11 protein-coding genes are annotated in these 12807 nt (G+C 58.7%); all 11 read right to left on the reverse strand.

The features are described from left to right. Positions 1-5: 5 nt before the first annotated feature. Positions 6-1172 carry a Gfo/Idh/MocA family protein gene (locus SIB38_RS00495; protein ID WP_412551110.1) on the reverse strand — a complete coding sequence of 389 codons (1167 nt, stop codon included), beginning with the start codon at positions 1170-1172 and terminating at the stop codon, positions 6-8. A 17-nt stretch (positions 1173-1189) separates the two neighbouring features. Further along, positions 1190-2194: a LacI family DNA-binding transcriptional regulator gene (locus SIB38_RS00500; RefSeq protein ID WP_412551111.1), complete on the reverse strand. Its 1005-nt coding sequence runs from the start codon at positions 2192-2194 to the stop codon at positions 1190-1192. Between the two features lie 24 nt (positions 2195-2218). Further along, entirely contained in the window at positions 2219-2527 is a 309-nt protein-coding gene (locus SIB38_RS00505) for a Dabb family protein (protein WP_412551112.1), read from the reverse strand. Next, positions 2524-4119 (reverse strand): GMC family oxidoreductase, encoded by a 1596-nt coding sequence (locus SIB38_RS00510; protein WP_412551113.1) that lies wholly within the window; start codon positions 4117-4119, stop codon positions 2524-2526. Before SIB38_RS00510 ends, SIB38_RS00505 begins: the two co-directional genes overlap by 4 nt. Next, positions 4116-5600, reverse strand: a complete 1485-nt coding sequence (locus SIB38_RS00515) for an FAD-dependent oxidoreductase (RefSeq protein ID WP_412551114.1) — start codon at positions 5598-5600, stop codon at positions 4116-4118. The genes SIB38_RS00510 and SIB38_RS00515 overlap by 4 nt, the downstream gene beginning before the upstream one ends. Then, positions 5600-6712, reverse strand: coding sequence for an ABC transporter ATP-binding protein (locus SIB38_RS00520; protein WP_412551115.1), 1113 nt, complete (start codon positions 6710-6712; stop codon positions 5600-5602). The genes SIB38_RS00515 and SIB38_RS00520 overlap by 1 nt, the downstream gene beginning before the upstream one ends. Positions 6713-6768: 56 nt before the next feature. Continuing rightward, on the reverse strand, positions 6769-8019 hold the full coding sequence (locus tag SIB38_RS00525; RefSeq protein ID WP_412551116.1) for an ABC transporter substrate-binding protein: 1251 nt from the start codon (positions 8017-8019) through the stop codon (positions 6769-6771). Between the two features lie 102 nt (positions 8020-8121). Next, entirely contained in the window at positions 8122-9003 is an 882-nt protein-coding gene (locus tag SIB38_RS00530; protein WP_412551117.1) for a carbohydrate ABC transporter permease, read from the reverse strand. Continuing rightward, positions 9003-9896 (reverse strand): carbohydrate ABC transporter permease, encoded by an 894-nt coding sequence (locus SIB38_RS00535; protein WP_412551118.1) that lies wholly within the window; start codon positions 9894-9896, stop codon positions 9003-9005. Before SIB38_RS00535 ends, SIB38_RS00530 begins: the two co-directional genes overlap by 1 nt. A 91-nt stretch (positions 9897-9987) precedes the next feature. Next, a complete protein-coding gene (locus SIB38_RS00540) occupies positions 9988-11244 on the reverse strand; it encodes an ABC transporter substrate-binding protein (protein ID WP_412551119.1) in 1257 nt (418 codons plus the stop codon). 39 nt (positions 11245-11283) lie between these two features. Then, a complete protein-coding gene (locus SIB38_RS00545) occupies positions 11284-12807 on the reverse strand; it encodes an aldehyde dehydrogenase family protein (protein WP_412551120.1) in 1524 nt (507 codons plus the stop codon).

A 12807-nucleotide genomic window follows, 5' to 3' on the forward strand; every position in this document is an offset into this window, starting at 1 on the left:
TCGGTTTAGGCGATATCGACCCAGACACGTTTGTCTGAAGACGCCATGCAGGCATCAACGATCTGACAAATGTGATGGCCATTCTCGAACGTCGGCCACATGGGGGTTTTTGAGGTGATGGATTTGATGATCTCGGCAATCTCGATGATCTTGCTTTCGTTGTATCCAAGCGCGAAATTGGGCAACGGCAGGAAAGCCGCGTAGGTCGGATGCTCAGGGCCCACGTCAATCTCGCGAAAGCCACGGCGGCCAACAGCATCATCGTTTGAATAAAACCGCAGACGGTTCACCTCGTCGAAGGTGTATGCAAGGCTGCCTTTGGTGCCGTAGATCTCGTAGGTCTGCATGAACTTGCGCCCGGTGGCGACGCGACTGAAATCGATCAGGCCTTTGGCCCCGTTTTCAAAGGTGCAGAGGATGTTGGTGCCGTCAGGGTTGGTCACGTCGCCCCATTCGGTTTTATCCGTGACTGGCGGCGGGTCGTCGCCATAGCCCAGCCCGTCAACCTTGGGCCGTTTGGGCACGGTGACGTAGCTGTCCGCAATAAGGGATGAGACCTTGCCCACCAGAAATTCCATGAAGCTGAAAACATGGCTGCCGGTGTCACCGATGATGCCTGTCGGTGCGAGGTTCCCATCGGCGCGCCACATATAAGGGGCCAGCGGGTTGCCATAGATGTCGATATGCTGGCAGGCTTTGAACAGCTTGATCTCGCCAATCTCGCCCGCGTCGATGATCTCTTTCGCGCGGTCATGAATCGGGTTGCGGGGGAAGGAGTGGCCGACGCGGGTGATCAGGCCATTCTCCTTAGCGATGTCGGCCAGCTCGCGGGCTTGGGCGGCGGTGTCGGCCAGTGGCTTTTCGCAATAGACGTGCTTGCCTGCGAGAAGAGCGGCCTTGGCGACCTCGTAATGCATGTTGTCCGGCAGGCAGATGTCGATCAGGTCGACATCGGGATCATTGACGGCGCCTTGCCAGTTGTCGAGGACCTTCGCGCCCGGCGCGCGGAATGCGAGGCCCTTTGCCGCCTCCAGGTTTGCTTCGACCAGCGCAACAACGCGGGCCGTGCCGCTTTCAGGCCCGAAGAAATGCGGGAAACTCTGATAGGCCATGGTGTGGGTCTTGCCCATCCAGCCAGACGCGCCAAGTACGGCGACCTTTACCTCTGTCATGTCATTCGTCCTTTTCTTTATAGGCCGCTGGAGGCGCGGATGACCAAGCGCACAGGGCTGCGCGCCTCGGGCGGTGGGGCAACGCCATCCTTGATCCACGCGACGATCTGGCGCGCGGTTGATGCTGCAAAATCCGGGATGTTGGAGCTGACAGTGGTCAGGGGCGGATAGCTGTCTTGGCCGTCTTCGATGTCATCAAATCCCACCACACGCAGGTCTTGGCCCGCTTTGATCCCAAGGTCAGGACAGGCTGCCAGCACGCCAAGGGCCACAAGATCGTTGAAGCAAATGATACCGTCGGCGTCTGGGTGGTCCTTGCGCAGCTGTGCTGCCATCGACTTGCCAAACGCGCGGGTGGATTGCCCGGTGAGGATCAGCGGATCCTTCCCGGCCTCTTCCAACACCGACAGATAGCCTGCCATGCGTTCGCGCGTCACCGGACGCCCTTCCAGCCCGCCAAGGAAAGCGATCTTTTTGCAGCCTTGCTCAAGCAGATGTTCTGCCGCCAAGCGCCCGCCCGTCAGGTAGTCGGGTGCCAGAAGTGGGAACGTGCCGCCCTCTCGTTCAAGCGTCCGGAAGACCTGCAAAGTCGGTGTGTTGGCCGCGTCTAACACCGCGAGGGTTGCGGCTTCATCGCCATAGGCGGGAGAAATAATGAAGCCAGATACCCCATGTTCCACCAGCGACGATATCATCTGACCTTGCAGCTTTGGGTCTTCGTCGGTGTTGGCCAGCACGGTGGCAAAGCCGGCCTTTGCAAGCTCCATCTGAAACAGCGCAGCAAACTCCGTAAAGAAAGGGTTGCGCAGGTCGTTGATTACCAGCCCGATCAACCCTGATGTAGACGACCGCAGCGTCGCCGCCGACCGGTTATAGACGTAACCGATCTCCGTCATCGCCTGCCGCACGGATTTGCGTGTCTCATCCTTGACCGTTGCAGCGCCTTGCAGGACGAGGCTGACTGTGGATTTTGACACGCCGGCCTGTTTGGCGACGTCCAGAATGGTGGGGCGACTTTTCATGCGAGGATCTCCTTTGCCCCCTTCTTACACGTCGAGGTCGAGAACCAGAATGCCGTCGACTCCGCCCATGGCATTCGCCACCAACTGGCTGCCGAGGGCTTTGTGCTCTTCATTGTCGGCGTAGTTTTGCAAGGCATCCCAGCTGTCAAAGTCGATGACAAAGCCGTGCATATAGCCGCGTTCGATCTGCTCGGGACTTTTGGATCGCCCACCAGTGAAATTGGCGGCACCCGGCAGTTTGTCGGCGAGGGCAGACAGGCCGTCATAGATGGTTTTGATGGTGTCCTCAGAGACGTCGGACTCGAATTTGGTGAGGACGATGTGGCGGATCATAGGGACATTCCTTGGTCTTGCTTGATCATGTCGGCCGCTTTCTCGCCGATCATGATGGAGGGTGCATTGGTGTTGGATGAATTGACGGTGGGCATGACAGAGGCGTCGGCCACGCGCAGGTTGTCGATGCCGTTGAACTGGAGGCGGGGGTTAAGAACCGCAGCCTCATCCGCGCCCATCCGGCAGGTGCCCGCACAATGGTGAGAGGTTTTGGAGTGGACGCAAATGAAATTGAAATAGTCCTCGTCGGTTTTGACATCAGGGCCCGGCAGCCGCTCGGCCAGGATGTACTTGCTCAGCGCGGATTGCGACAGGATGTCCTGCACCAGCTTAAGTCCCCGGATCGACATTTCGCGGTCATAAGGGTCGGACAGGTAGTTCGGGTCGATCAGCGGCATGTCCTTGGGGTTGTCTGATTGCAGCCGCACCGTGCCGCGCGACCGGGGCCGCAGGTGGCAGGCGTTCAAGGTGACGCCACCATTTGGCATCGCCGCAACGCCCGCCTCGATCCCGGTGCCCAAGCCCAAATGCATCTGGATGTCTGGCGTTTCCGCGTTGTCATCCGCATACCAAAAGCCGCCTGTTTCAAACAGGCTGGAGGCCACGGGCCCTTTGCGTGTGAACAGATATTGCAGCCCCGCAAGTGCACTCAGATGTAGTTTAGCAAAGCGGTCATAGGTGTGAGGGCCTGTGACCTCACAAATGGCATAGAGGTCAAGATGGTCTTGTAGGTTTGCACCGACATTCGGCTGGTCATAGACCACCTTGATGCCAAGGCTTTGCAGGTGGTCTGCCGGGCCGATCCCGGATAGTTGCAGAAATCGGGGTGAGCCAATGGCCCCCGACGATAGGATCACTTCGCGGTCCGCTGTGATGACAGAACCGTCAGCCATCTCGACCCCGGTCGCGCGGCCATTTTCGACAAGAATACGTTTCACCTGAGCATTCATCTGAATGGTCAGGTTGTCCCGCCCCCGCGCCTGCCCCAGAAAGGCCATCGCGGCGGATGACCGTCGCGCGTTTTTTTGGGTCAGCTGATAGTAGCCTGCGCCGTCCTGTTTTTCGCCGTTCACGTCGGTTGTTTTGGGGATGCCAACCTGTCCGGCAGCTTCGATGAATGCCTCGCAGATTGGCAAAGGGGCAGCGGGCATGGACACGCCTAAAGGACCACCCTTGCCGTGGTAGTGACCGCTATAGGTGTCGTTGTCTTCGGACTTCTTGAAATAGGGCAGCACATCTTCATAGCTCCACCCGTCGCAGCCCATCTGCCGCCAGCCGTCATAGTCTTGGGCTGCCCCGCGTGTATAGATCTGCGCGTTAATCGCCGATCCGCCGCCGATAACCTTGGCTTGGGTGTAGGTGAAGACCTTGTTTTGCATGGCCTTCTGCGGGGTGGTCGACCAGCCCCAGGACCCGATGCCTTTGGTCATCTTGGCAAACCCTGCTGGCAGGTGAAAAAACGGGTGGCGGTCGCTGCCGCCCGCTTCCAACAACAAGACGCGGGCATTGGGGTCTTCTGAAAGGCGCGCCGCAATGGCCGATCCGGCAGAGCCGCCGCCGATCACGATGAAATCGTACCCTTGGGCGGTCATGCGGCAAACTCCGTCTGGGCGATATGGCGCCCTGCGCGAAGGGCGAGCGCGGCGATCGTCAGCGCCGGGTTCACTGCGGCGGATGTCGGTAACACCGACGCGTCAACAATGAAAAGATTCGGGTGATCATGGCTACGGCAATGACGGTCGACAACACTTGTGACCGGATCATCCCCCATGCGCGCCGTGCCGCATTGATGCGAGGGCGTGCGCCGATCGAAAGCCTTACTTAGCACGACCGGGAAGCCAACACGCCGCAACACGCGTTTGAGCTCGCCGACCAATTGCACATGGGCATCCCAATTCGACCGCAGCCAATTGAGCTTGATCTGCCCGTTCTTTAGCGTCACCCGGCTATCTGGGTTTGGCAGGTCTTCGGACATGGCATAAAAGTCGAAACTGCGGGCTGCAATCCACTGCGCGACGGGGCGGGGCAGCGGCGTCGTTGCGGCAAGGATGGGGCCAGTGATCTTGCCCAGCATCTGCACATTGCCGAGTGCGGGTCGGCTGTTGGAGGCGTGATAAAAGTCATTCAACATCAGGGTCTTCTGGTAAATACTTCGATTCTTGCGCAACGGATGAAGGGCCAACACCGCAGAGCAGTTGTGGTTCATAAAATTCCGGCCAACCTGATCCGACCGGTTTGCCAGCCCTGTCGGGCAGGTCTCGTTCGCCGAGCGCAAGAGCAAGGCAGCCGTCTGAACCGCACCGCTTGCCGCGACAATGAGTGACGCGGTCAGGCGTTCGCCTCTGTCCAAGTAGGCGGCTGTTATGTGACCGCTATGATCGCTTTCCAGACGATCAACGGTGCATCCCGTCCGCAAGGTCACATTGTCATGGGATAATGCGCTTGTCAGACCGCAGGTTTCTGCATCCATTTTTGCGCCGCAAGTATTGGGATAGGCATCCCACGTTGTCTTGCCCGCGGCCAGCCATGACCCCAGATCAACGCCCAATGGAATATGAGATGGACGAAGGCCTGCATCTTTCAAACGCTTTCTCAAAGCAGCCATATCTGGCTCATCCGGCACGGGGGGATAGGGATAACCGCCGGAATGTTCGGGCTCTGTCGGATCATCCGTTTCAAGGCCGCGTACCTGATACATCTTTTCTGCAGCTTGATAATCCGCCTCAATATCGGCGTAGGTGATCGGCCATCCGGGTGTCTGGCCATCTGCGTGTGACACGGCATCGAAATCACTGGCCCGATAGCGGATCAGCGCCGCGCCGTAAAACTTAGAGTTTCCGCCAACGTAATAGTAATTGCCGGGGTTGAAGGGCCGGTCTTGTCCGTCCAGCCATTCTTCATCCGGGCGAAAGGTCCCATTCCCAAAAATCGCATCGGCATCGCGATCCTGAGCCGAAACGCGCAGATGCTCGCCCCTCTCAAGGATCATGATCCGACGGCCGGTCGGGGCCAGTGCTGCGGCCAGCGTCGCCCCGCCCATGCCGGATCCGATTATGATGACGTCTGCGTCCATCAGGGGGCGATCCGCATTTCGGTTTCCGGGTCAAAGGCAACAGCCTTTTCCATGTTCACCGCGAAGGGGAAGTCTGCGCCCGGGTGCACATCGGCGTCGGACCGCATCCGGGCGATTACATCCTTTCCACCAAGTGTCATGGTCACGAACGTGTCTGAGCCCGCCGGCTCCGTTACCACAATCCGGTTGACCATCCGCGCGATGTTCGAGGAGTTGCGGTCTGCCGCGTCTTCATCGGTGATTGTCTCAGGCCGGATACCCAGCATGATCTCCCGGCCGTCCCAAGTCGCCATATTTTCCTGACTAAAGGGCAACGTGGCCAGCCGCCCGTCATGCAGCGCGACCTTGGCCACGGGCTTGCCGTTCTCGACCGCAACTTTGGCAGGTACGACGTTCATCGCCGGGGAACCCATGAAGGTTGCCACAAAGATATTCGCGGGGCTGTCGTAGATCTCTTGCGGCGTGCCCAGTTGCTGGACATAGCCGCCATACATAACTGCGATGCGGGTCGAAAGCGTCATCGCCTCGATCTGGTCGTGGGTCACGTAGACGATCGTGGTTCCCAGCTTCTGGTGCAGCTTCTTGATCTCTGTGCGCATGTCGACGCGCAGTTTGGCGTCGAGGTTCGAGAGCGGTTCATCAAACAGGAACACATCGGGGTCCCGCACCAGCGCACGGCCCATGGCCACCCGCTGACGTTGACCACCTGACAAGGCCCCGGGCTTTCGATCAAGCAGCTGTTCGATCTGCAACAGGCTGGCCACATCTTTCATCGCCTTCTCGCGCTCAGGCTTCGGCGTGCCGTGCACCTCAAGCCCAAAGGTGATGTTTTGGCCCACGGTCATGTTTGGGTAGAGCGCGTAGCTTTGGAACACCATGGCTATGTTGCGCTTTGATGGATGCACGCCGTTCATCACCTGATCCTTGATGCGTATCTCGCCACTGGTGATGTCTTCCAGCCCCGCGATCATATTCAAAAGCGTGGACTTGCCGCATCCAGATGGCCCGACGAGGACCAGAAACTCGCCCTCTTCCACGGAAATGTCCACCTTGTGCAGAACCTCGACAGCTCCGTAGGATTTTGTTGTGTTGTCGATATCGAGGAAACCCATTTCCGTCGCTCCAGTTGGTTGGTAGGGGCGCGCGATAGCCACGCGCCCCAGAAATATTACAGTGCCAGTTCAACCGCTTCTGCAAGTTGCTCTGCCGCTTCTTCTGGCGTCATATCGGTGTTGAAGAACTCGGTAATGACGTCTGTTGCAGCCCCTACGACGCTCGCTTGCGCCGCATGGGTTCCTGCGAAAGTTGGCACCGCCGTTCCGGCAGTATCACTTGCCGAGAAATCCGCCGCCGTCGCTTGCGCACAGGCATCAAGCGCTGAGAAATCTGCATCGGTTCGCGCTGGGATCGCTCCTTTTGCCTGATTGAATGCAACCTGAACGTCTGGGTCCATGATGGCACTTGCCAGTGTTGCCTGCGCACGTGCCGCTTCCGCATCTGGTTGGGCAAAGAAGCTGAGCGAGTTCACAAGGTACACGAACCCACCATCATCCGTTTTGGGGACGGGAATACAGGCAAAGTCTTCGCCCGCTATTTGCCCGGCATTGGTGAACTCGCCCTTGGCCCAATCCCCCATGATCTGCATCGCGGCTTCGCCGTTGATGACCATGGCGGTGGCAAGGTTCCAGTCGCGGCCAGAGAAATCTTCATCGACCATGCCGCGAATTTCGCCCATCTGCGCGAACACCGATGTCATGGTGTCGGACCGCATCGCATCGAGGTCGAGGTCAACCAAGGCCGAGCGATAGAAGTCAGCACCCCCGACACCCAGCACCAAGGCCTCGAACAAATAGGCTTCTTGCCAAGCCTGCCCGCCATGGGCGACCGGCACGATGCCAGCTTCGACAAAGCGGGGGGCAAGGGCGTTGAATTCGTACCAAGTTGTCGGGAAGTCCGCGCCAATCGCGTCAAAGGCGGCACGGGACGCCCAGATCATATCGGTGCGATGCACGTTCGTCGGGGCCGCCACATAGGCACCGTTGATCTTGTTGAAATCCTGCACCGCTTGAGGAAGGACATTGTCCCATCCCTCCGCCTCAGCAACGGCATTGACGTCACCAAGCAGCCCTTCATTGGCCCAGTCGATGATGTTCTGACCCAGCATCAACATTGCCGCAGGCGGGTCGCCCGCTGCGATACGTGCTTGAAGTGCCGTTTTGGCCTGATCGCCACCACCGCCTGCGACAGGCGCATCCTGCCACGCGATCCCGGCTTCGACGACCGTATCTCTGATCACGCCAAGGGCAGCAGCTTCGCCTCCTGATGTCCAGAAATGCACGACTTCAACACTGGTTTCCGCCACGGCCTGTGCCGACGAAAAACAGAGCGTAAGTGCAGCTATGTTGGCAATTCCCTTCATTTGTGATTTTCCTCTCATGTTGGGATCGGCTCACGAGACCGATGGTTGTTGATCTCAACACGGCCGGGGGCGGTTGCCGCCGCTTCCCGGCCACTGAACGTCTTATCCTTTCACTGATCCGGCCATCAGACCGCGCACGAAGTAGCGGCCTGCGACGATGTAAACGAGGAGGGTGGGCAGGGCTGCGAGGATCGCGCCTGCAAAATGAACGTTGTATTCTTTCACGCCGGTGGACGACTGAACAAGGTTGTTCAAAGCGACTGTCATCGGCTGGCTATCGGCCCCGGCAAACGACGCCCCGAACAGGAAGTCGTTCCAGATATTGGTGAACTGCCAAATGATCGACACCACTGCAATCGGCCCCGATGAGGGCAGCAAGATACGCCAGAAAATCTGGAAAAACCCGGCCCCATCGATCTGGGCGGCACGCACCAACTCAGTGGGGAAAACGGCATAGTAGTTGCGGAAATAAAGCGTTGTGAACCCGATCCCGTAGACCACATGCACCAGCACCAGCCCCCAGGTTGTGCCAGCAAGTCCCATGAGACCCAGCATCCGCGCCATCGGGATCAGGACGATCTGAAAGGGGATGAAGCAGGCAAACAGCATCAGCCCGAACAGGATGGTATCCCCACGGAACCGCCATTTGGTCAACACGTAGCCGTTGAGCGCGCCAAGCACTGTCGAGATGGCCACAGCCGGGACGACCATGGAGATCGAGTTCCAAAAGTAAGGCCTCAGCCCCGTCGGATCGACCCCGATCTGAGCAGAGGACAAGGCCTTTGCCCAAGGTTCCAACGTGAAGGCCTGCGGCAGGTTCATCATGCCGCCGCCGGTGATCTCTTCCAGCGGTTTGACCGAATTCACGACCATCACGTAGAGCGGCAGCATGTAGAACAGCGCGAACAGGAGCAGGACAAGGTAAATCAATGTCCGAGCGACGCGACCGGTACGAATGGCGGTGTCTTGAGTGGCGACAGACATTACTTCTTCTCCCGCAGTTCGGCGTACAGGTAGGGGATCATGATCGCCGCAATTGTCATCAACATGATTGTGGCGGAGGCCGCGCCGATGCCCATCTGGTTCCGGCTGAACGTGTAAGAATACATGAACGTTGCTGGCAGTTCAGTTGCTCTGCCCGGCCCGCCACCCGTAAGCGCGATAACAAGGTCAAAGGTCTTGATCGCGAGATGGCTGAGGATCACGAAGGCCGACAGGAAAGCGGGCCGCAGCTGCGGAATGATGATCCTCCGGTAGAGGTTCCAGTTAGACGCGCCATCCATCTGCGCGGCCTTCAGGATCTCGTTGTCAATGCCGCGCAGGCCAGCGAGGAACATCGCCATGACGAAGCCAGAGGTCTGCCAGACTGCAGCCAGCACAACCGTGTAGATGGCAAAGTCTCGGTTCTTGATCCAGTCAAACTCGAAACTGGTCCAGCCCCAGGTTTGCAGCACGTTTTCAAGGCCGATGCCGGGGTCCAGAAACCACTTCCACGCGGTTCCCGTTACGATGAACGACAGCGCCATTGGGTAAAGATAGATCGTCCTGATTACGCCTTCGGCGCGCACTTTCTGATCCAGAAAGATCGCAAGGCTCAAGCCGAGCACCGTACAGATCGTGATGTAAAGAGCGGCAAAGAGGCCCATGTTCGTCAGAGAAATCTCCCAATGGCTGAGGCGCCAGAGTTTGGAGTAATTCTCCCAACCGACCCAACCATAGGACGGCAACAGGCGGCTATCGGTGAAGGAGAGGTACACTGAGAAAATGATGAAGCCGTAGACAAAGACCAGCATCAAGGCCAGCGATGGTGACAGCACCAGCTTCGGCAGCCAGGATTGTAGCCGTGTTTTGAAATCTGCGTTGGCGACATGTGCCATAACGCGCCCCTTTAGGATGAGTAATAAGAGAGTATCTTTTGTGGCAGGGCGGCCGTTGCACCGCCCCGCCACTGGGAGGGTTGCTCAGTCGTTATTGAGCAATTTCAACAGCTGTGAGCAGCTCATCCACGGCTGTTTCGCTGTCGAACTCACCGTTGAAATGCGCGGTGATCACGTCGTAAATGGCGTTCTTCACTGCTGCTACGTTGGCATGACCGTGGGCCATGGACCCAAACAGGTTGCCGCTTTCCGCAGCCGCAGCCAGATCAGCCATGCCTTGCTTGCCGCAATCGTCAAAGTCGGCGTCTGACACATCAGTTCGTGCGGGCACAGAGCCTTTGACCACGTTGAACGCAGACTGGAAGGATGGCGACAGGATCGCAGAGGCCAATTTGGACTGTTCGTCCGACACCGATCCGCCCTGATCAAACATCATAAACTGGTCAGCATTGAAGGTGACCTGATCCTGCGTGCCCGGGAAGCGGAAGCACAGGAAATCCTCGCCCGGTACTTGGCCCGCGTTCAGGAATTCACCCTTGGCCCAGTCGCCCATCATCTGGAAACCGGCTTCACCATTGATGACCATCGCCGTGGCAAGGTTCCAGTCACGACCCGAAAAGTTCTCGTCCACATTGGCACGGATCACAGCCATCCGGTCAAAGGCCTCTTTCATCGCGTCAGAGCCCAAAGCTTCGGGGTCCAGATCGATAAAGGCAGCTTTGTAGCCGTCAGGTCCAAGTGTGGACATGGCGACGGCGTCAAAGACAGTCGCTTCCTGCCACGGCTGACCACCATGGGCGATCGGGGTCACGCCGGCCGCGGACAGCGTGTCAAGGGCCGCGGTAAACTCTTCCCATGTTTCAGGGACAGAGATGCCATTGGCGTCCAGAACGGCTTTGTTGGCCCAGACCCAGTTGGTCGAGTGCACATTCACGGGAGCAGAAACCCAAGCGCCATCAACCTTGGCGAACTGTTGCAAGGCGGCAGGCACGACATCGTCCCAGCCCTCGGCTGCGGCCACGTCATTGAGGTTCGCGAGCGCACCCTGATTGGCCCAGTCGATGATGTCAAAGCCCAGGCCCTGTACGGCGGTCGGCGCATTGCCTGCGGTCACGCGCGCGCGAAGCACCGTCATCGCCTGCTCACCACCGCCGCCAGCGACGGGCATGTCAGTCCAACCAACACCCTGACTTTCAAGATCCTCCTTCAGAACGTTCAAAGCAGCAGCTTCGCCACCAGATGTCCACCAGTGCAGGACCTCAACTCCACCATGACCATCCGCTTTGACGGAACCAGCAGCGGCCGTCAGCGCCAGTGCAATTGCAGTTGTCTTCAAGTAAGAACGCATTTGGTTTCCTCCCTTATCGCGTTTCGTTAAGGCACGTCTTTATGCGCCCGCTTCCACCCAAGGTGCTCGGCTGTCGCGCCCCACGCGCATCACCAGAGACTTCACCTCAAGGAATTCGTCAAATCCGTATTTGCCAATCTCGCGGCCCTGGCCGGATTGCTTGACCCCGCCAAAGGCAAGCTCCGGGTAACCATCCATCCAGGTGTTCGTCCAAACCGTGCCCGCATGGGCGCGGCGGGAAAACTCAAGGCAGGTGTGGATGTCATTGCTCCAGATCCCAGCAGACAGGCCGTAGTCGCTGTCATTTGTCAGCGTGATGGCCTCCTCCAGCGTCTTGAAGGTCAAAACAGTGAGCACGGGGCCGAACACCTCTTCGCGGGCGATGGCCATATCAGGCGTCACGTTTGTTACCACGGTCGGCTGATAAAATTGCGACCCGAGGCCATCGACAGCCAGCGGCCCACCACCAAGTTTCACTTTTGCGCCCGCCTTGATCGCGTCCTGTACATAGCCGTCAATCTTGGCGTTGTGGTCTGCGGTGACGATCGCCCCCACTTGCGTGCTATCGTCCAGCGGATCGCCGAATTTGACCTGACGGGACATCTCGACCACGCGGGCCACAAAGGCCTCCGCAATATCCTCGTGTACGATGATCCGGCTGGAGGAATTGCAGCACTGGCCGACATTGAAATAGATGCCGAAGGTCACCGCATCGGCAGCATTTTCGAGGTCCGTATCGGGCATGATGACCTGAGGGTTCTTTCCGCCCAGCTCTAGCGCAACCTTCTTCAAGGTTCCGGACGAAGCCTGCGTGATCAGCTTGCCTACCGCCGTGGACCCGGTAAAGGTCACCATGTCCACGTCCTTGTGGGTGGACATCAGGCTGCCCACCGGTTGCCCGTAGCCCAGCACGATGTTGCACACGCCAGCAGGCAGGCCAGCCTCGATCAGCAATTCCCCCATCATGACTGTGGATGACGGCGTCATCTCGGACGGTTTGACGACCACCGTGCAGCCCGCAGCGAGGGCAAAGGGCAGCTTCTGGCTTAGGATCCAGAAGGGGAAATTCCACGGCGTGATGATCGACACGACGCCAATCGGGTCCTTGACCACGACGCCCAGCATGTCCTCACCCAGGGAATTATGACTGTCCCCATGAGAGGTCCGTGCAAGGGAGGCGGCATAGCGCCAAAGGTCTGCCGCTCCGCCGACCTCGCCACGGGACTGGCTGATTGGCTTGCCGCTTTCCAACGTCTCTTGCACCGAGATGCGTTCGACATTCGTTTCGATCAGATCGGCCACGCGTAGCAACACGGCAGCCCGTTCCTTTGCGGAAATCCGGCTCCAGACACCGGCGTCAAAGGCACGGCGGGCGGCATTGATCGCCGCTTTGGTCTCGGCCTCGTCGCCCAGGGCATTCCGGCTGACAACCACGTCATGTGAGGGCGACACACGCTCAAACGTTTCAGCGCTTTCGACCCATGCGCCGTCAATCAAATGCCGCCCGGCAAAGACAGGGGGCAGATCGTAGTCTGTCGCCGTGTTGATGGTCAGGTCTTTCAT

Source organism: Shimia sp. MIT910701, from assembly GCF_047126315.1.
GTDB lineage: Bacteria > Pseudomonadota > Alphaproteobacteria > Rhodobacterales > Rhodobacteraceae > Shimia.

Bases quoted from the DNA above. Each gene is read 5' to 3' on its own strand.
- SIB38_RS00495 (WP_412551110.1), bottom strand. From the start codon at position 1,172: ATGACAGAGGTAAAGGTCGCCGTACTTGGCGCGTCTGGCTGGATGGGC.
- SIB38_RS00500 (WP_412551111.1), bottom strand. From the start codon at position 2,194: ATGAAAAGTCGCCCCACCATTCTGGACGTCGCCAAACAGGCCGGCGTG.
- SIB38_RS00505 (WP_412551112.1), bottom strand. From the start codon at position 2,527: ATGATCCGCCACATCGTCCTCACCAAATTCGAGTCCGACGTCTCTGAG.
- SIB38_RS00510 (WP_412551113.1), bottom strand. From the start codon at position 4,119: ATGACCGCCCAAGGGTACGATTTCATCGTGATCGGCGGCGGCTCTGCC.
- SIB38_RS00515 (WP_412551114.1), bottom strand. From the start codon at position 5,600: ATGGACGCAGACGTCATCATAATCGGATCCGGCATGGGCGGGGCGACG.
- SIB38_RS00520 (WP_412551115.1), bottom strand. From the start codon at position 6,712: ATGGGTTTCCTCGATATCGACAACACAACAAAATCCTACGGAGCTGTC.
- SIB38_RS00525 (WP_412551116.1), bottom strand. From the start codon at position 8,019: ATGAAGGGAATTGCCAACATAGCTGCACTTACGCTCTGTTTTTCGTCG.
- SIB38_RS00530 (WP_412551117.1), bottom strand. From the start codon at position 9,003: ATGTCTGTCGCCACTCAAGACACCGCCATTCGTACCGGTCGCGTCGCT.
- SIB38_RS00535 (WP_412551118.1), bottom strand. From the start codon at position 9,896: ATGGCACATGTCGCCAACGCAGATTTCAAAACACGGCTACAATCCTGG.
- SIB38_RS00540 (WP_412551119.1), bottom strand. From the start codon at position 11,244: ATGCGTTCTTACTTGAAGACAACTGCAATTGCACTGGCGCTGACGGCC.
- SIB38_RS00545 (WP_412551120.1), bottom strand. From the start codon at position 12,807: ATGAAAGACCTGACCATCAACACGGCGACAGACTACGATCTGCCCCCT.